The sequence below is a fragment of the Bacillus sp. FSL R10-2780 genome (genome assembly GCF_038006125.1).
Classification (GTDB): Bacteria; Bacillota; Bacilli; order Bacillales; family Bacillaceae_G; genus Bacillus_A; species Bacillus_A cereus_U.
Genome location: NZ_JBBOUQ010000001.1, coordinates 1,800,825 through 1,819,949, shown reverse-complemented (window position 1 = coordinate 1,819,949; position 19,125 = coordinate 1,800,825). Strand labels below are relative to the sequence as shown.

The window sequence follows — 19,125 nt, the reverse complement described above, 5'->3', positions numbered from 1 at the left end:
CATTATGAAAAAACAAATTTCAATTTTATTAGGCAGCATCATGCTGACTGGAAGCATTCTTACAGGTTGTGGAAATGAAAAAGCATCCACAGAGGATAAGGAAAAAGCAACTTCTGCTGAGCAAAAAGATGTTTCTAACAAGTCCGAAAAAGAGGAGAAAGGTACTGTAAACTTATCTAAAGTAGGACAGAAAGCCAAATCAGATGGTAATGAAGCCGAATTAATGAAAATTAAAGAAGTTAACCAAACTGTAGATATTGCACCTATTAAATATACTGTAAAAGATATGAAGATTATTAAGCTTAATAAAGTTAATAAGTCTATGACAGAATTTTTACTTCAATATACAGGCGGGAACAAGTTGCCTGAGGATCTAAATTACATACAAATTCAGTACAGTGTAGAAAACACTAGTGATCAAAATGTAGATTTCTATGGTCTTCAAAAAGTTGTTCTGAACAATGGTGAACAGCTGGATGCAATTGGAAATGATTTCATTTGGGAAAGAGAAGATAATGATAGTAAATTTTATGGTAAAGTAAAAAAAGAGGGAAGTGTAGGTCTTATTATTAAAGGGAAGCCTGAGGAGATTACATCAGCTAAGTTAATCTTTAGTAATACAGTTAACCCTGACGGATATGAGACTATTACGGAAGAACAACAAGCAGAATTCCAAATATAAAAGAGAGGCATTGGTATTATCCCCTATAGGTAGACAGTAAAAAAAGAGTCCATCTGGCATGATGGACTCAATACTGGTTTATCTGGAGGGGATTTTTTTATGGCAAAAAAAGGACAATCATTTCAAAAATATACAGAAGAACTAAAGCGAGAAGTAGTTCGTCTTCGATTAGAAGAAGGAAAATCATTACGAGAAATTCGTGAACAACTTGGTGTGAAGAGTGATGCTCAAATTGTAGAGTGGGTAAAACGAGCTCAACAAGGGGAGTCATTTGAGGATCAACGTGGTGTTTGGAATTGAAAGAATTTTAATAGTCTTGAAGAAGAAAATACTTATTTGAAGGCGCAGGTTGAGTATTTAAAAAAGCGCAATCCAAATCTACGCGGGAAGGAATGATAATGAATCATAAACGTGTTTGCCGTCTGATGAGAGAGCTGGGCGTTCAATCTATCATCAGAAAAAAACGTCCGTTTTATGGAAGAAAAACATCTGTGGTATTTAAAAACCATTTGAACCGAGAGTTTCAAGCAGAAAAACAAAATCAAAAATACGTAATGGATATTACTTATGTAAGAATTGGAGAGCAATTTACCTATTTGTCAGCTCTCTTACCAAGTTGCATTATGTTTTGTTTTCCTAGAAATATCACATTATATTGCGTTTGTGTGGAGGTTGCTATGGTTATACAAAAAAAGAGTAACCCGTTTGGCTACTCTTCACATAGAAACTTGTATTTGTTCATTTCAATAAGAGACCGTTATTGAAGTCCCTTCATGAAATTTTGGATTTTTGATGATAATGCAAACAGCAGGATGCTAACTAAAATGGAGATAGCACCAATAACACCAAAGTAAATTGCTTCTGTTGCAGGATTATACAGTTTAACAACTTGGGCATTTATTGCTTGCGCAGACGCAGTTGATAAGAACCATAAGCTCATGGTTTGCGAAGAGAAAGCAGCTGGAGCCAGCTTCGTCGTTATTGATAACCCTGAAGGAGATAAACAAACTTCTCCAATTACAATTAAAAAGAAGCTAAGGACTAACCACATAGGATTCACTAAAGAGTGAGTACCGTTGATTAAAGCCGGAATAATCATAACTAAGAATGAGAAACCTGCAAATAGCAATCCAATAGCGAATTTTTTTGCCGTTGAAGGCTGCTTCTTGCCTAACTTTATCCAAACCCATGCAAAAATCGGGGCAAGCGTTACGATAAAGATTGGACTTAATGATTGGAACCAAGCGGAATGCAATGTAATTCCATTGAACTGTAATTGAGTTCGTTGATCCGCGTATGTCGCTAAGATAATAGCACCTTGTTCTTGTATAGACCAAAATATTGTAGCTGCAATAAAGAGTGGTATATACGCAAGAAGACGAGATTGCTCTACTTTTGTTGTTTTAGGACTACGATACATATAAATGAAATAATAGGCTGGAATAACAATCCCTAAGATACTAATCAAGAATGTAAAACGATTTATAGTTAACAACCCAGTTGGAATTGTAACCACACCTAGCAATGCTAATACAACCAGACCAACACTGAAATACTTGATAGTCTTTTTTCTTTCCGAATCTGATAATGGATTAGGTACTTGTGTACCGACTAGACCAAGGTTTTTCTGTTTTGTTCCAACAAATACCCCTAACCCAATTGCCATACCAATTGCCGCAACTCCAAAACCAAGGTGGAAATTATATTGCTGACCTAATGTTCCGACAACTAAAGGTGCAAGTAAGGCACCTAAGTTAATACCCATGTAGAATATACTGAACCCTGAGTCACGACGCGCATCTGTTTCACTGTATAAACTTCCTACGATGTTCGATATGTTAGGCTTTAACAACCCTGTTCCTAGAACTAAGAAGACCATAGAGATAAATAACGCACTTTTACTACCCGGTAAAGCTAAAATAAGATGGCCAATCATAATTAAAACGCCACCAAAGAATACGGTTTTACTTGGACCAAATAAACGATCCGATATCCATCCACCGATAATACTAGACATGAACAGTAAGGAACCGTAAATTGCCATTATCGAGGTTGCGGTAGATTGATCAATTCCTAATCCACCTTTTGCGACCGAATAGTACATATAATACAGTAAAATAGCTCTCATTCCGTAATGAGAAAACCTTTCCCAAAACTCAGTGAAGAATAAAGAGAATAATCCTTTTGGATGCCCAAAAAATCCTGTTTGAGGAATACTTTGAACAAGTTCGTTTTTTTCTTTCATAATGTTAATATTACCCCTTATTAATTTTTTATATTATACAAGTATAACTTAAGAGGCTCCCAGTAGTCCATAACTATCTAAGCCCATCGATGAAGAAAAGCAGCCTTCTGGCTACTTTCTAAATGAATTGAAAAATCGTCATTTGCTCATTAGACACACCTTTCACTGAATCTACCTCTAAACAATCCAAAATTGATTGTGAGAGTGCTTTAGCTACTAAGAATGCTACGCTATTACCAACAAGTGTATATTGTTGACTTAATGGTATATGAGGCGGAATAACGTATGTATCTGGAACACTCATTAATCTTAAGCATTCTAGAACGGTTAACCTTCTATTTTTTTGCGGATGAATAAAACTCTCTACCATCCTTTGCAATATGAGAAGTGATAGTGTAGGATGGTTGATCCCAAGATAACTTTCTTACACCATTAAATTGGTTTGGGTTTAGATAATGCAACGTAGTAAGTAAACCGAATTGTACAACACCTACTGTAAACAACTGGTATAATAAGTATAGGAATATACATAGAGGTGATTTTTGTGCAGCAATTTGAAGAAGTACGTTCAATTTTAGAAAAAGCGAAGAAAATTACAGTGTTAACAGGCGCTGGCGCAAGTACGGAAAGCGGTATACCAGATTTTCGTTCATCAAATGGATTGTATGCTGATGCGAAGGTAGAGATGTACTTATCAAGAGGATATTATAACCGAAGTCCGAAAGAGTTTTGGAAGCATTATAAAGAAATCTTTCAAATTAATACGTTTCATCAATATAAACCAAATCGTGGGCATCGCTTTTTAGCGGAACTAGAAGAACAAGGGAAAGACATAACGATTTTAACGCAAAATATTGATGGTTTACATCAAGTAGGTGGTAGTAAACATGTAATTGATTTACACGGAACACTGCAAACAGCGCATTGTCCAAAGTGTAAAACGGGATATGATTTACAATATATGATTGATCATGAAGTGCCGCGTTGTGAGAAGTGTAATTTCATACTAAATCCAGATGTTGTTTTATACGGAGATACGTTACCTCAGTATCAAAATGCGATCAAACGTTTATATGAAACAGATGTACTTCTTGTAATGGGGACGTCACTCAAAGTACAGCCTGTCGCGTCATTCCCAGAAATCGCAAAGAGGGAAGTAGGCGCAACAACAATTTTAGTAAATGAAGAATTAACGGGACAAGAATACAATTTTGATTTTATTTTTCAAAATAAGATTGGTGAATTTGCCAAAGGGTTATCTTCGATTAAATAAGTTTTTGTTTTCGTAAAGAAACTGAGGTGGATGATGTCCACCTCAATTTTTTTGTATGAATTATATTCATGTTATTGCGTATTAAGGGGAATGGTAATAAATAGGATATAAAATACAAAAACTGAAAATTAAATCTTTTATTTCTTTTGTAATTAATATAAAATTCTATATATATCATAAAATTAAATTTGATACATAATGATGTATTTGATTGCACTGTAGTGAACGTATGTTTTATGTAGAGAAATGTTAATAGAATGAAGCGAGGGAGCAAAATGAGACAGAAAAAGGAGAAGCAGAAGCAGTCGGAAAAGAAAAAGACTCATATTCCGTTTCGGTTAAATGTACTATTTTTTATCGTGTTTCTTTTATTTTCAGCTATTATTATTCAATTAGGTAAAGTACAAATCATTGACGGAGAAACGTATCGAAATGAAGTGAATAAAAAGGAAGATGTAACGGTGAGTACTCCAGTTCCGAGAGGGAAGATGTTTGATCGGGAAGGGAAAGTTATTGTAAATAATAAACCGTTACGAACTGTTACATATACGAAGATGAAAGGAGTGGACTCAAAAGAGGTTTTAATAGTGGCAAGAAATTTAGCAAAGCTCATTGAAATGCCGCAAGAAGATATGGACAAGTTAACAGAGACAGATAAAAAAGACTTTTGGATGCAGTTAAATGAAAAACGCGCAGCAACAAAAGTAACGAAAGAAGATGAGAGTAAATTTAGGAAGCAGGAAATAGAAGGGAAAGACTTAGATAAGAAAGTAGAAGAGTTGAGACGAGAAAGAATTACACAAGAAGAATTAAACGAGCTTTCGAAAGAGGATATAGAAGTACTAGCAATTAAAAGCAAAATGAATGCGGGATATAAAATGACGCCACAAATCGTCAAAAAAGATGTAAGTCAAAATGAATATGCAGTAGTGAGTGAAAGATTATCGATCTTGCCAGGCGTAGATACGACTGTGGATTGGGAGCGAGAATATCCAAATGATAAAATACTACGTTCTGTACTTGGTAGTGTTTCTACTGAGAATGAGGGATTACCAAGGGAGCAATTAGACTATTATTTAGTACGAGATTATAACAGAAATGATCGTATTGGTAAGAGTTACATCGAAAAACAATACGAAGATATGTTACATGGAACGAAAGAACAGTCTAAAAATATTACTGATAAAGCTGGAAATATTATTCGGACTGAAAAAGTGACAAAAGGAAAAAGTGGAGATAATTTAATGTTAACAGTTGATATGGATTTGCAGAAGAAAGTGGAGGAAAGTCTTGAAAGGAATTTAAGGGCATTTCATTCTTCTGAACCGATGATGGATCGTGCATTCGTCGTTATGATGAATCCGAAAAATGGTCAAATTCTATCATTAGCAGGAAAGAAAATTGTAAATAAAGACGGCGGGATGCAAATAGAAGACTACGCTTTAGGAACGATGATAAGCTCTTATGAGTTAGGATCGACGGTAAAAGGAGCTACGTTGTTAACTGGATATCAAACAGGAGCGATTAAGCCATATACGCATTTTTTTGATGCACCAATGTTCTTTAAAGGAAGTTCGAAGCCGAAGAAATCGTGGAAAGACTTTGGAGATATTGATGATTTAAGAGCATTGCAAGTTTCATCCAATGTCTACATGTTTAATACGGCGTTAAAGATTGCGGGGATTGATTATGTACCAAACAATCCGCTAGATATTAAACAAGAAGCGTTTAATAAAATGCGCTATTATTTTAGACAATTTGGTCTAGGAGTGCCAACTGGTATTGACCTTCCAAATGAATCGATTGGTCAAATGGGTAGAACCGATAATATACCTGGTTTTTTACTTGATTATGCGATTGGGCAATATGATACATATACGCCGCTGCAACTTGCGCAATATATGTCAACGATTGCAAATGGTGGTTACCGAATGAAACCACAAATTGTACAAGAAATTAGAGAGCAACCAAATAGACCAGAGGAAGTCGGAAAAGTTATTCACTCGATGGAACCAGTCGTGTTAAACCGAGTGGATATGGATCTGTCATATATAAATCATGTGAAAGAAGGATTTAGAAGAGTTTTCCAGGAGACTGATGGGACAGGTGCTGGAACTTTTAAAGGATTACCTTATAAACCGGCTGGAAAAACAGGAACAGCAGAAACAGTGTACGGTGGAGAAAGTGATATTGGCAGAGATGAAAACAACTATCGAAAAAAATGTTATAATTTAACTCTCGCCGGGTATGCGCCATATGATGCTGATCCGGAAGTCGCTTTTTCTGTTGTTGTGCCATGGGTGAATAATGATAAATCAGGTATTAATTCTGCAATTGGTAAAGAAATTTTGGATGCATATTTTGATTTGAAAACGCAGAGATCGGGTGTAAGTCCAGTCCCAGTAACACAATAGCCGAATAAGGCACAGTAAAAAAATTCAAATTGTAGTATATCACTGCGCAAATGAACAGGTGCAGTGATATATTTTTGAGTTAAAAAGTGTTTTGATAAGGTGGGAATGGATATGAAAGAGAAGATTAAGAGAGGTTGGGGAAAGTACATACTATTTATATTTGTCCTAGTAGTAACGTACCAGTCGTTCACTTTATGTAAAGTGGAAGGAAAATCAATGCAGCCAACTTTACAGGAAGAAGACTACGTATTTGTAAATAAAGCCGCTGTACATTTTTCTAGCTTACAGCACGGAGAAATCGTCATTATTAAGGAAGAAGATGAGTCGAAATATTATGTGAAACGCGTAATAGGACTTCCTGGTGACGTAATTAACATAACGAATGGAACTGTATACGTAAATGACAAAAAGCAAGAGGAACCTTATATAAATAAAGATTTATATAACAATACACAAGTGTTTTACAACTTTCAAAAGACAAAGATTCCGCCAAATAAGTTATTTGTAATGGGAGACAACCGTGAACATAGTAAGGATAGTCGGAATGGTTTAGGTTATATTGAAGAAGATAACGTTATTGGCAAGGTGGAATTTATATATTATCCTTTTTCAAAAATGAAAATACTAGACTAGTTTAGTATTTTTATTTATTTTCCTCAAAAAACATTCAATGAATTAGAAGTAACTTTTAATCCGCAGGTGCTCCTATAAAGAGGATGATAATTAACACTTTTATAGTAAGTTAACGGTTAGGAAATAGAAAGGGGTATGATGATATGTATAAGTACACAATATCATACTCCTTTTAAATAGAAACAAAAAGCCAACAATGGGAATGTGGAATGGCGTTGATGCTACTCCATACCCATCAACTTGAAAATATTAACTACCCCAAGAGTAAAAAATGCTATCCCTTCTTTATATTCATACTAAAAGAATAGCGTTTTTTCATTATTTAAATATGATTTCATCTGAATTTAATGGAGATTTTTCCTACAAAGGTAGTAGAATTTTTATTTGAATTTGCTACCTCAGTTAGATTTATCATATTTCAATTTCGATATAATAATAGTAACTACTCAACCCGTAGTTACCAATAAAGAAAGGAATAAGCAGAATGATACGGAACATATACGAAACTCATTTACATGTAAGAGATTTAGAAAAGGCTATAGATTTCTATCAAAATAAGTTGGGGTTAGCATTAGCAAGAAAACTCTCCAAAAGAAAAGTGGCTTTCTTTTGGGTAGGGGAAAGTAAAAAGCAAATGCTTGGACTATGGGAAGTAAAAAATATTGAAGATTTTGAGATGAAACACTTTGCTTTTGGTGTAGATTTAGAATTTCTAAAGACTTCTAAATTGTGGTTAGAGAATCGTGGAATAGAAGTGGTAGGAAGCCAGGAGAAAGGAAATCAAGAGCCAATTGTCCAAAGATGGATGCCAGCTGCAAGTGTATACTTTCTGGATTGTGATGGAAATAAATTAGAGTTTATTTCTATGTTACATGATAATCCAGATGAATTAGAATATGCATCCTATTTAAGTGAATGGGATGCGGAACACCAAGAAAAATAAATGAGATTGTATCCCGGAATATTGTTGATTACAAAACGTCTATTCTGACAGAAGATGATACGAAAAAACGATATGAAAAACATCTCATTTCTCAATAGGATAAGATGCGTTAAAATACTAAGAAAAAGCCAAATTCCAATAAAGAATTTGGCTTTTTTGCAAGGAATGCTAATTCAAGTTTTACTCTACATAATTCGCTTTTATAATAAAACGATGTTGCTTCACATCAAAATACCCTTTTTGCAAGATGATTTCATGTATGCGATACAATTCCTCGTTATAGCTTTCTACTGTAAAATCAGGAATTTGCCACGGAATTGCTTGTAAGTAATAGACAACAGCACCGACATCATAAAAACGCTGAAGAGGGAACTCTTCCTTGGCCTCTAAAATAGTAAATCCATTCTCCTTTAGTTCATTACATGCCGTTTTGAGTGACCAACTTGAAAATTCGCTATTCAGCGGTGTGCCAAACTGCTCATTAAGTTCCGCACAATCAAGACCACCGACTTGTTGTGTAAGAAATGTTCCATTGGTGGAAAGAATTCTTTTCACTGCAGAAGCAGAATAGGATTCATGTTGATTCACAATTAAATCAAACTGACCATCTTGAAATGGTAAAACAGTATCATCGGTCACTTCTACGACTGTAACCCCTAAAGGTTCTAATTTCTTTCGTGCAATTGGGACATTCGGAGCATAGCCCTCAGTAGCATAAATAGTTGGCGGGAATGGTTGTAACATAGATAAAAACTCTCCGCCGCCAGTACCCATATCTAGCATAGATTTTGCACGCAGCATAAGTTGGAAAGCAGTACTGCCATATGACCATGATAAAGGCTCGCTCTTCATTCGGCCAGTTTCTGAAATGAAAGAAAAATCCCAGCCGCTAAAGTTTGTCTTTGCACGTTCTAATAAAGTTGAAAATAATGGATCACGTTTCATAATTGTATCCTCCTATTTCGTTAATGAATGATATAGTAAGAAAAGAGAAAGGGAGGACCTCTTATTAAAATGAAGCGGTTTTACGTTTCGTGTTCGAATAGATTCATATAAATTGGCTCCTTGCGAGAATGATTATTTATATATTCGGGATAATTGAGTGGAAATCCTTTGAACTTATAAGAGAAGGCAGTTGTTTAATGAAAAATTGGATGGAGTTTACAGACAAAGAGTACGACCAAATTGGGGACAGGATATATAGTGAGCTTAAGTTTTCGCCAAGTGATTCTGTATTTCCATCTTTTAAGGTGCCAAGTCCTTTTGTTACATATGATATATCTCATTACTTCGGAGAATCGGTAGATTTAAATGCATATGACGATCTGGAAGATAAAGCGGTACAAGTTTTTAAAGAAAATACAGCATTGAATGAATATATAATGGCACTTGATTGGCAACATGAATGTTATTGGGTGAATCCACACTTAGAGTTTGAAAGAAATGAATTTGATGAGTGGACTATCCCGATTTTTCCAAATGGAGATTATTATTTCTTTATTCAGAAGGATTTTAAGTGGGGCTATTTAGGTCATCCTTGGGAAAAGAGTATAACGATATTTGGAAAAGAACTAATAGAGAGCTTTGAACAAAGTAAGCCAGAAATGTTTCAAAATATATTAAGGCAGGGATAATGCTTTAAAGAGAAAAAACGCTTATACTTCATTTTTGAAGCATAAGCGTTTTTGTTTAAAATACTTAAAAACAAAAATCTTTTGGTAAAGTGCCATTTTTTATCATCGTTCTTAATCCATGTTTCATAATCCAAGGGTTAACAGGATGCTGTTTATCGAGTAATTGTTGCAACCATTGAAGAACGAGTTCGTTATTTTCTTTCGTAATATCATTAATGTGATTGGCTACAGATTTTTGAACATACTTAGAAGGGTCATTCATTAATGGCTCAAGAAGCTTTAAATTATTTCTGAAGTCACCTTTCAGAGCTCCTATTTTTTTTGCCCAAGGAAGTCTTGGTCTAGTACCTTCTGAAACTAATCTCCTAATGTGGCTGTTTTCGTCACGTAACCACTGCTGTAATATGTCTAAGGTTTCTTCATGGTATTTTTCAAGATAAGGACGAATGGCATATTCAGCAGTATTCCTTTTTGTTATTTCATACATTGCATGGAATGAGGAGTCAAAATCGTTAAGTCCATATTTTTCAACGTATTTTGCGATAGGCATGTACATGTATCCGTTTGTAAATGTGCCTACTTCTGTTGTGTTTTCTGGTCCCAATGTTTTCAGTAATATATGTATTGCTTCATTAAAATCTTTTTGTAATGCATTGTGTAATTCATCTGCTATTACTTCGACACGTTGCTTTAACTCTAAATTTTCAACTTTACATGTTACAGAATCTACAAAGTTTTTTTTAGAGAAATTAGGCTCGTGTTTACAAATAGAATCAGCCATTTTTTCTGCTAATTCTTTATTGAATAAAAATTTTAATGGAACGTATTTACCCATTTTTTCACCTCATTGGTCAGATAAAAACAATTTTTATTTTTTAATCGACAACCCATACACCAACGTCTCACTAGGAGTCGTTATACTAAAACCTGTCGTCTTATAATCAAGTTTCACCGTATCACCAGTGTAGTCTTTTGTGAATGAGTCCATTTGTACAATAAGCTGTTCATCTTCATATACAACATCATCCGTATTATATGTATCCCAAATTAAATCAACATCAACGAAAATGCTGCAAGAGTTTGTCATTGTTCCTCTAATGCGAATAATCTTTTTGTCTTCACGTTCTAGTCTATGTATAGCTGCTATTGCTTCATCAGTAATACGAATGTTCATGTAATCCCAACCTTTATTTATATTTCCTCTATTATTGCAAAAACAGTGGCAATAGGGAAGGGAGATGAATTGTAATGAAAAAACGAGCAAACAAATTTGTTTGCTCGTTTTGCTATACTTTATTCTATTTCAGTTCACATTTATCAAGTGGAATTACTTTCGTTTTCTTAATAAATTTATAACCTAACCATAGTACTAAGAAGAGTGGTAAACCGATGTAAGAAATAAGTACACCGTTCCAATCGATAGATGCTCCCGTAAATGCCCCGTAGTTTTGTCCTAAAATAACGATAACACAAAGTGTAAATGCAAAGATTGGACCGAACGGGAACCATTTCGCTTGATATGGTAAATCTTTTAAATCTTTCCCTTGTGCAATATAAGCTTTACGGAAACGGTAATGACTAATAGCAATCCCTACCCAAGCAATAAATCCTGACATCCCAGAAGCATTTAATAACCAAATGTATACAACACCGTCACCGAATAAAGAAGCGATGAAAGCGACGCTACCAACTACTGATGTTGCGATTAATGCGTTAACAGGTACACCGCGGCTATCTAATTTGCCTAAGAACTTTGGTGCTTTTCCTTGGCGAGCTAAATCCCAAAGCATACGAGTTGATGCATACATTCCAGAGTTACCAGCAGATAGAACTGCAGTTAAAATAACAGCGTTCATAACAGAAGCAGCGAAGGCAACGCCCGCTTTTTCAAATACAAGTGTAAATGGACTTACTGTAACATCACTCGCTGCAAGGCTTTCAGTCGTATAAGGAATTAATAAACCGATAACGAGAATTGCTAAAATGTAGAATAATAAAATACGCCAAAAGATAGAACGAATTGCTTTTGGAATATTGCGTTCTGGATCAGCAGTTTCACCAGCAGCTACTCCTAATAATTCAGTTCCTTGGAATGAGAAACCAGCAGCCATAAATACACCGATAATTGCCATGATACCACCGTTAAATGGTGCATCTGCAACAGTGAAGTTTTTAAAGCCGACAGATTCGCCGCCCATAATTCCAAAAATCATCATAAAACCGACAATTAAAAAGATAATAATAGTAACTACTTTAATAAGTGCGAACCAATATTCAGATTCACCAAAACCTTTAACAGATAAATAGTTTAAGAGAAAAATAATAGCTAAACAAAGTCCACTCCAAATAAGAGAAGGGGTATCTGGGAACCAAAATTTCATAATTAATGTTACGGCCGCTAGTTCAGCAGCGATCGTAATCGCCCAGTTATACCAGTAGTTCCATCCAAGTGCAAAGCCAAGTGATGGATCAACAAATTTTGTTGCATAAGTACTAAATGATCCAGTAACAGGCATGTAAGCTGCGAGTTCTGCTAAGCTTGTCATTAAGAAATAAACCATAATTCCAATTGCAGCGTATGCGACTAGTGCACCGCCAGGTCCAGCCGAATGGATAACACCACCACTGGCAAGAAATAGTCCGGTACCGATTGTACCACCGAGAGAAATCATCGTAAGGTGACGAGATTTTAATCCACGTTTTAATTCACCTTGTCCTTGTGTAGTTTGCGTTTTAGAGGTAGCTTGATTCGTTGCGCTATTCATGTTCAACACTCCTTTTCTTGTAAGATAGGAAGGAGCGGGGGAGAAAAATACAAAAAACCGCCAAAAGAATTAGGCGGAACGTTTCACAAATAACCACCCCATCATACCCTTCCGTTAAGATAGCACCCCACGTCTACACGGTAATTTTGTAAACGTGACAGTTCTGTTCCTTTCGGAGACAGCCCCAGCCAATATTTCCAGAGAAGAAATATAAACTTCGGCAACTTTTCCTTTCAAACGGAGTCGGTGACATTCTCTGTGTCTCGGCCGTTCTACTCTTAAAAGTTGCAACCTCTACCTCATCGGATTGATGAGGATTTATATATTGCTAAGATTTTTAATATATGGCAATTGTAATGACTTTCTGAATATATTGCAAGGGATTTTGTTGGGAAAAGTCAAAAAATATCGGTTATTGTACAGGAAACGCTTGCAAAACTCCACCCGAACCTACTGTTATGTAACAATTAACAAATAAAAAGTTGTTATACAAAAGTTTCGCAAAAAATAATGAAAAACCCTTTAAAATTAAAAGAAAATTCAGAAAATATAATTCGACATAACTATTAAAGGGGATTAGTTTTTTATTTTGTTTCAAAGAATAAATATATGTGTATACGAAAAAGAATGAATATTACGAAAAAGAATGAATATTCTATATATTTATAGTAAAATTGAAGTATTGTTTAATTGAAAAGGGGACATCGTTATGAAATTAGAAACTGAAAGATTACATATTATCCCATGTACGGAAGAATGGGTTCAAATTGCGAATAATCAAGGATACAATAGTGGCCCGCATATTTTAGGGCATATAGAAAATGTGAAACAAGATGCGGCTTTATTACCGTGGGGCGCGTGGTATGTTATTCGGAAAGAGGATGATGTTGTTCTAGGTGATATAGGATTTAAAGGGAAACCGAACGAGCAACATACAGTAGAAATTGGTTACGGATTTATTGAGAAATATTGGAATAAAGGGTATGCAACAGAAGCAGTTAGTGAATTAATGAAATGGGCTTTTCAAACAGGAGAAGTGGAAACGATTATAGCGGAGACACTCCTTGATAACTATAGCTCTATTCGTGTATTAGAGAAATTACATATGAAAAGAGTAAATAGTACTGAAACAATGATAAATTGGAAGATTGAAAAATAAAGAATACCGCTCGAAGTAAATCGGGCGGTATTTTACGTAATTATGGTAGCATTTGTTTTTGATTTGCCGGGTATCCAATTGTTGAATGTTTCGAATGGTTACGGACAGAAATGAAAATAGAGATAATAACGATAAGGCTAACTGCAACATAAGAAAGTGTAATAATAGTTGGATCAACTTTAAATGATGTAAGTAATGTACGTATATTCGTAAAGATAATAAGTCCACCAACGAGTACGCCAAGTAAATGCGAAGGAACGATGCGTACTAACCATGCTGCGATTGGTGCGGCAACAATACCACCGAGCATTAGGGCAAATACCCAAACCCAGCTTATTTGTTCCCAACCAAGTGAGATGAAAAAGCCGATTGTTGCAGCGAGTGAAACAGGAAATTCGCTCGTATCTACAGATCCAATAACTTTTCTAGCATCATTTCCTTTTGCAAGAAGAACAGGTGTCGTAATAGGCCCCCAGCCACCACCGCCAGTTGAATCAACGAATCCTGCGAACAGACCGAGCGGTACAAGTTGTTTAGCAGACATACGCTTATTTGAAGAAACAATTTGTTTTTGAATGATGAATCGTAATAAAATATAAACTCCTAAAGTAAATAAAAATAAGGAAATATACGGTTTAATTACATCGCCAGGTAAATTACTTAAAAAACATGCCCCAACAAATGCACCAATTGCTCCAGGTAATGTAAGCCTGGAAACTGTATATTTATCAACGTTTCCAAATCGGATGTGAGATGCACCAGAAGCCGCAGTTGTAACGACTTCAGCTAAATGAACCGATGCAGATGCAACAGCCGGTGCGATACCAAACATTAATAATAAAGAGGAAGACGTTACCCCGTACGCCATTCCAAGTGCTCCATCAATCAATTGAGCGAAAAATCCGATAATAGCAAAGATAATTAATTTCTGCATAAATAATCCCCCTGTAATAATAAATAAAAAGGCACTTTTCCCGTATGAGAAAAGTGCCTTTGGTTTTTCCAATCAGCAATATTTAAATTTGTTTTATTATAATACATATTAATCGTATAAATCAACTAGGTTTTAAATTTTTTTGAATTGAATGAAATAAAAAGAAAATATACAATAAAAGGATGGAGAGAAAGGGGAGAAAGAAAATGTTAACATTTGATCATCTCGTTCACGCAGTTCATTGTACGCCTGAGGAGGCGACAAAACAAATGCAGGCACTAGGTTTTCATACTGCGTTAGGCGGTGAGCATACAAACTGGGGGACTTGGAATAGTTTATGTTACTTTGATTTATCATATATAGAATTTTTAGCAGTTAAGCATGAAGAAAAAGCGAAAGAAGCAGAAAATCCATTAGTACAGGAAACGGTTGTTAAATTGCAAAATGGAGAAGGGATGCTACAAATCGCAATTCGAACAGATGAAATTGAAGAACTAGCAGTTAAGCTTAACAAGCACGGCTTACATACGATAGGACCATTTGAAGGAAAACGTATGAGGAAAGATGGCCGTCTTTTAGAATGGAAAATGTTATTTGTAAAGCAAGAAGAGAACGGACCGAAATTACCTTTCTTTATACAATGGAATGAAACGGACGAAGAAAGAAGAAACGATTTACGTAACATAGGAACAATCACTGAACATAAAAACAAAGTACAACAAATTGAAACGATTCATTACGCAGTGAAAAATGTTCGAGAAACAGTGCGGAAATGGGAAGAAGTAATGGAGCTAACTGCAAGCTCAGTCATGAAAAATGAAGAATGGAATGCGGAGTGTCAAAGTGTATTGTTTGGTGGTATTAGTGTGCAGTTTTGTGAACCGATTGGGGAAGGGATAGTAAAAGAACGTTTAATGCAGTATGGGGAATATCCGTTTGCGGTGGAGTTTAAAGAGGAAGGTAAACAAGTACACGAAGTACTAGGTAGTATGTACATATATTAATAGAGGTGAGTTTTATGGAGACAATTTTAAAAGCGATAGAAAGAAAATTAGACTGGCCTCGTATTTTAAGAGCGACTGTTATTTCAAAAGGTTTTTCGTTCGATGAGAAATATAAAATTGAACTAGAGAATGGTGAAAGATATTTTATAAAGGTATGCGATTTTTCATATTTTGAACGGAAGCAGGAAGAATATGAATATATGCAGCTGCTAGAGCCGTTACATATTCCCATGCCGAAACTAATTTATTTTATAAGCCTTACCGAATTAAAGAAATGTGTACAAGTTTTTGAGTGGATTGATGGACTAGATGGTGAAGACATATTAAGAAATTTGTCTATCGAAGAGCAGTATAGGGCTGGAAAAAAGGCCGGAGAAGTGCTAAAAAAGATTCATTTAGTCGAAAAAGAGGGTACAAGTAATTCATGGGAAATGTCTATATGGAGTAAATATAAAAGATACTTAGAAGCGTTGAAAGAATATGAGGTAGACTTTCTAAATTTAAATACAGTGTTAGACTTTGTAGGAAATCATAAAGACTTATTAAAAAATCGTCCAATTGTATTTTTACATGACGATTTTCATCCAGCCAATATAATGATTGAACATAATGAATTTAGGGCTGTCATTGATTTTGCTAGATTCGATTTTGGTGATCCAATTCATGATTTTTATAAAGTAGCGTTATTTACGACTAATATAAGCGTACCATTCGCTGTAGGACAAGTTCACGGTTATTGCGGAGGTGAACCATCGCTGCATTTTTGGAAATTGTATTCGCTATACGCAGCAATGATTTTCCCATCCGATATAGTATGGACAAATCGAACGACACCGCATTTAGTAAAGGATATGAAGGAGAGATTAAACCGAATTTTAGAAGACCATAATCATTTTTTATCCTATATTCCGAAATGGTATCAATCATATCATATGGATATAATAAACAATAAATAACGGAGGGGTTCATTTGGATAAAATAGCGATAATTTCAGATATTCATGGTAATATTCCGGCTTTAGAATCAGTACTGCAAGATATTAAATTAAGAGGAATCGAACGCATTATTTGTCTTGGAGATTTAGTAGGAAAAGGTCCTCATTCTAGCGAAGTGATTGAAATCATTCGTAAAGAATGTGAAGGAGTTGTAATGGGGAACTGGGATGATTTCATTACAAAGCCAACTGAATTTGAAGCGTTAAAATGGCATCAAAAACAACTGTCAGAAGAACAAAATGAATATTTAAGGAGTTTACCATTTTCCATCGAGTTTTATATGAGCGGGAAACTCATTCGTATGTTCCACGCTTCACCGAGAAGTTTATATGAAAGAGTTCAACCACACGCTTCAAGAGAAGAGCGTGTTAGTATGTTCGAAAATAGCGATTTGACGGAAAATATAGAAGGGGAAAGAAAACCAGATGTCGTTTGCTACGGTGACGTTCACCAAGCGTATGTGCAAAATTTTAGAGGGAAAACGTTATGTAATGCTGGTAGCGTAGGAAACCCTCTTGAGATTACACAAGCATCCTATTTAATCTTTGAAGGAACTTACAATGAAAAAGAAGCAGCGAGCTTTTCCATTCAACTCGTACGTGTACCGTATGATATTGAATTAGCAATTCGATTAGCAGAAGAGCTGGATATGCCAGAAATTGAGGAATACAAGCAAGAGTTACGGACTGCTTTATATCGAGGGTTTAAAGGGAAATAAGGAATATGTATATAAATAAAAATATACCGACAAGTAGTGATATTTTTATTTATCATAATTTTGTTATGTAAACAAAAATGAGGAGGTCATATCGTGCATCGCCAAAAACGAATGAAAGAAATTGCTGATCATATTTTAACGTTAAATTTAACTCATCCAATAAGAGTTGGAGTGAGTGGTATTACAGCCTCAGGAAAGACAACATTTGCAAATGAACTAGCGGAGGAATTGAAACAGTGCGGAGTACCAGTAACACGTGCAAGCATTGATGATTTTCATAACCCGAGAGCAATTCGCTATACACAAGGTAAAGAATCAGCAAGAGGGTATTACGAAGATGCACACGATTATACAGCTTTCAAAGAAAGATTATTAAAGCCTTTAGGACCTAGCGGGAATTTACAGTATGAAACGATTTCTCATAACTTAATAACGGATGTCTCTGTACATAATGAGCCGCTAGTGGCCTTGTCAAATATGGTGCTAATAGTAGATGGAACATTTCTATTGAAAAAAGACATTGAGCATCTATTTGATTATAAAATTTTTGTAGATACCGATTTTGAGATTGCGAGAAATCGTGGTGCAAAGCGAGAAACAGAAGTTTTTGGAAGTTATGAAGAAGCAGAGAAGATGTTTTTGAACAGGTATCATGCGGCTTGTAAGATGTATATTGAAGAGCATAACCCGAAAGAGTGTGCGAATGTTATATTTCAGAATAGTGATTTAGAAAATCCAGAAGTTATATTTCAGGAAAGAAAGTAATACAAAATCAGAAATATATGTATAGCATTATATTTGTTGTTATAATTCTTGTATAATGAGAGTAATTTTATGAAGTGAATAACAGGGGATAAGGCAATTAAAAAACGTAAAAAGGGGACAGGAAATATAATGACAGAAGTACAAGAATTAAAAGCAGAATTACAACAAATTAAAAATAATAATTATGCTGTACCAGAAGATGTAGATGCATATCCATATGCACAATGGATGCTAGATTATATCGGATCACCTGATGCTGAATTACGTGATGATTTGATTTATAGTACGCTTCACACGTGGATTACAAATGATGTATTTCGACAAAAAGAATTACGAGGATTAATGCTACAAGCAATTAGTCCTGATTATTTATTTTATAAAATTGGTGAAAAGGGAACAGACTCTGTTTTTAAACGTGCGTTCTCCGTATTGATTCCACCACTTATTTTATCTGTTCATGAAAGAGAACCACTGTTATCTGAAGAACAACTGTATAGTGTGGCAGAACAAGTTCTGGAATATGTATATTTAGAAGAAGATGTAAGGGGTTACGTAGAAGGAAAAGGCTGGGCACATTCTACTGCACATGCGGCAGATGCACTAGATGCTTTAGCACGTACAATACAAAATCGTGAGTTTTCATATGCAATACTAGCTGCTGTTCGTCAAAAAGTTCGTATGAGTGACTACGTATACATACACTTTGAGGATGAGAGATTAGTAACGCCAATTATGTCGTTACGTAATCAAAATCTTTTAACTGAAGAAGAGTGGAGCAACTGGCTACATAGTATAGCAATTGTTGAAGACATCCGACATCCTCAGCATGCTATTTTAGTACAAAATATTAGAGCTTTCTTAAGAAGTTTATATTTTACAGCTTTAGAGAATGAGGGTGTTACTGCCTTTACAGATGATATATTGGAGACTTTGAAGGATTTGCGTAGGTATTAAAAAAGGT

At 35.2% G+C, this 19,125-nt stretch carries 19 protein-coding genes, 2 pseudogenes and 1 riboswitch; of the genes and pseudogenes, 14 read left to right on the top strand and 7 right to left on the bottom strand.

Annotated features, from left to right (window positions below; translation table 11 throughout):
* The first annotated feature begins 4 nt into the window (after positions 1 to 4).
* The gene (locus NSQ47_RS09480; protein WP_002161265.1) at positions 5 to 682 is read left to right on the top strand and encodes a hypothetical protein; all 678 of its coding nucleotides are present in this window, start codon (positions 5 to 7) and stop codon (positions 680 to 682) included.
* A 99-nt stretch (positions 683 to 781) separates the two neighbouring features.
* Positions 782 to 1,293: pseudogene (locus NSQ47_RS09475) on the top strand (transposase); the annotation flags it as partial.
* A 146-nt stretch (positions 1,294 to 1,439) separates the two neighbouring features.
* Here the strand turns inward: NSQ47_RS09475 and NSQ47_RS09470 are convergent.
* Positions 1,440 to 2,927, bottom strand: a complete 1,488-nt coding sequence (locus NSQ47_RS09470; protein WP_002161268.1) for a peptide MFS transporter — start codon at positions 2,925 to 2,927, stop codon at positions 1,440 to 1,442.
* Between the two features lie 118 nt (positions 2,928 to 3,045).
* Positions 3,046 to 3,231 carry a hypothetical protein gene (locus tag NSQ47_RS09465; RefSeq protein ID WP_341036689.1) on the bottom strand — a complete coding sequence of 62 codons (186 nt, stop codon included), beginning with the start codon at positions 3,229 to 3,231 and terminating at the stop codon, positions 3,046 to 3,048.
* Between the two features lie 240 nt (positions 3,232 to 3,471).
* Between NSQ47_RS09465 and NSQ47_RS09460 the strand changes: the two genes are divergently transcribed.
* From NSQ47_RS09460 to NSQ47_RS09440, 5 genes and pseudogenes are all read left to right on the top strand, one after another.
* Positions 3,472 to 4,200 carry an NAD-dependent protein deacylase gene (locus NSQ47_RS09460; RefSeq protein WP_002161269.1) on the top strand — a complete coding sequence of 243 codons (729 nt, stop codon included), beginning with the start codon at positions 3,472 to 3,474 and terminating at the stop codon, positions 4,198 to 4,200.
* A gap of 257 nt (positions 4,201 to 4,457) precedes the next feature.
* On the top strand, positions 4,458 to 6,614 hold the full coding sequence (locus tag NSQ47_RS09455) for a peptidoglycan D,D-transpeptidase FtsI family protein (RefSeq protein WP_340824579.1): 2,157 nt from the start codon (positions 4,458 to 4,460) through the stop codon (positions 6,612 to 6,614).
* A 111-nt stretch (positions 6,615 to 6,725) separates the two neighbouring features.
* Positions 6,726 to 7,247, top strand: a complete 522-nt coding sequence (lepB, locus tag NSQ47_RS09450) for a signal peptidase I (RefSeq protein ID WP_002110612.1) — start codon at positions 6,726 to 6,728, stop codon at positions 7,245 to 7,247.
* Positions 7,248 to 7,390: 143 nt separating this feature from the next.
* Positions 7,391 to 7,479 (top strand): annotated as a pseudogene (locus NSQ47_RS09445) (NUDIX hydrolase); the annotation flags it as partial.
* 252 nt (positions 7,480 to 7,731) lie between these two features.
* Entirely contained in the window at positions 7,732 to 8,190 is a 459-nt protein-coding gene (locus tag NSQ47_RS09440) for a VOC family protein (RefSeq protein WP_340824576.1), read from the top strand.
* Positions 8,191 to 8,370: 180 nt separating this feature from the next.
* On the opposite strand, the gene NSQ47_RS09435 is transcribed toward NSQ47_RS09440, so the two are convergent.
* Positions 8,371 to 9,135 carry a class I SAM-dependent methyltransferase gene (locus NSQ47_RS09435; RefSeq protein ID WP_341036686.1) on the bottom strand — a complete coding sequence of 255 codons (765 nt, stop codon included), beginning with the start codon at positions 9,133 to 9,135 and terminating at the stop codon, positions 8,371 to 8,373.
* A 197-nt stretch (positions 9,136 to 9,332) separates the two neighbouring features.
* On the opposite strand from NSQ47_RS09435, the gene NSQ47_RS09430 reads away from it, so the two are divergent.
* The gene (locus NSQ47_RS09430) at positions 9,333 to 9,824 is read left to right on the top strand and encodes a DUF2716 domain-containing protein (protein WP_340824572.1); all 492 of its coding nucleotides are present in this window, start codon (positions 9,333 to 9,335) and stop codon (positions 9,822 to 9,824) included.
* Between the two features lie 64 nt (positions 9,825 to 9,888).
* Here NSQ47_RS09430 and NSQ47_RS09425 read toward each other — a convergent pair whose 3' ends face one another.
* The 3 genes from NSQ47_RS09425 to NSQ47_RS09415 form a co-directional block, all read right to left on the bottom strand.
* Positions 9,889 to 10,659 carry a DNA alkylation repair protein gene (locus NSQ47_RS09425; RefSeq protein ID WP_340824570.1) on the bottom strand — a complete coding sequence of 257 codons (771 nt, stop codon included), beginning with the start codon at positions 10,657 to 10,659 and terminating at the stop codon, positions 9,889 to 9,891.
* A 33-nt stretch (positions 10,660 to 10,692) separates the two neighbouring features.
* Positions 10,693 to 10,998, bottom strand: a complete 306-nt coding sequence (locus NSQ47_RS09420) for an iron-sulfur cluster biosynthesis family protein (protein ID WP_002161275.1) — start codon at positions 10,996 to 10,998, stop codon at positions 10,693 to 10,695.
* Positions 10,999 to 11,122: 124 nt separating this feature from the next.
* Positions 11,123 to 12,589, bottom strand: coding sequence for an amino acid permease (locus NSQ47_RS09415; RefSeq protein ID WP_340824567.1), 1,467 nt, complete (start codon positions 12,587 to 12,589; stop codon positions 11,123 to 11,125).
* Positions 12,590 to 12,701: 112 nt separating this feature from the next.
* A riboswitch (Lysine riboswitch) is annotated at positions 12,702 to 12,894 on the bottom strand.
* Between the two features lie 404 nt (positions 12,895 to 13,298).
* Here NSQ47_RS09415 and NSQ47_RS09410 point away from each other — a divergent pair.
* On the top strand, positions 13,299 to 13,748 hold the full coding sequence (locus NSQ47_RS09410; RefSeq protein WP_340824566.1) for a GNAT family N-acetyltransferase: 450 nt from the start codon (positions 13,299 to 13,301) through the stop codon (positions 13,746 to 13,748).
* A gap of 40 nt (positions 13,749 to 13,788) precedes the next feature.
* On the opposite strand, the gene NSQ47_RS09405 is transcribed toward NSQ47_RS09410, so the two are convergent.
* The gene (locus tag NSQ47_RS09405) at positions 13,789 to 14,682 is read right to left on the bottom strand and encodes a sulfite exporter TauE/SafE family protein (RefSeq protein ID WP_199709710.1); all 894 of its coding nucleotides are present in this window, start codon (positions 14,680 to 14,682) and stop codon (positions 13,789 to 13,791) included.
* A 206-nt stretch (positions 14,683 to 14,888) separates the two neighbouring features.
* On the opposite strand from NSQ47_RS09405, the gene NSQ47_RS09400 reads away from it, so the two are divergent.
* The 5 genes from NSQ47_RS09400 (at position 14,889) to NSQ47_RS09380 (ending at position 19,118) form a co-directional block, all read left to right on the top strand.
* Positions 14,889 to 15,686, top strand: a complete 798-nt coding sequence (locus NSQ47_RS09400; protein WP_199709711.1) for a VOC family protein — start codon at positions 14,889 to 14,891, stop codon at positions 15,684 to 15,686.
* Between the two features lie 14 nt (positions 15,687 to 15,700).
* The gene (locus tag NSQ47_RS09395) at positions 15,701 to 16,642 is read left to right on the top strand and encodes an aminoglycoside phosphotransferase family protein (RefSeq protein ID WP_340824563.1); all 942 of its coding nucleotides are present in this window, start codon (positions 15,701 to 15,703) and stop codon (positions 16,640 to 16,642) included.
* 13 nt (positions 16,643 to 16,655) lie between these two features.
* Positions 16,656 to 17,399: a metallophosphoesterase family protein gene (locus tag NSQ47_RS09390; RefSeq protein WP_002161280.1), complete on the top strand. Its 744-nt coding sequence runs from the start codon at positions 16,656 to 16,658 to the stop codon at positions 17,397 to 17,399.
* Positions 17,400 to 17,492: 93 nt separating this feature from the next.
* Entirely contained in the window at positions 17,493 to 18,164 is a 672-nt protein-coding gene (locus tag NSQ47_RS09385) for a hypothetical protein (protein WP_340824559.1), read from the top strand.
* Between the two features lie 129 nt (positions 18,165 to 18,293).
* Positions 18,294 to 19,118, top strand: coding sequence for a DUF2785 domain-containing protein (locus NSQ47_RS09380; RefSeq protein ID WP_340824557.1), 825 nt, complete (start codon positions 18,294 to 18,296; stop codon positions 19,116 to 19,118).
* Positions 19,119 to 19,125 lie beyond the last annotated feature (7 nt).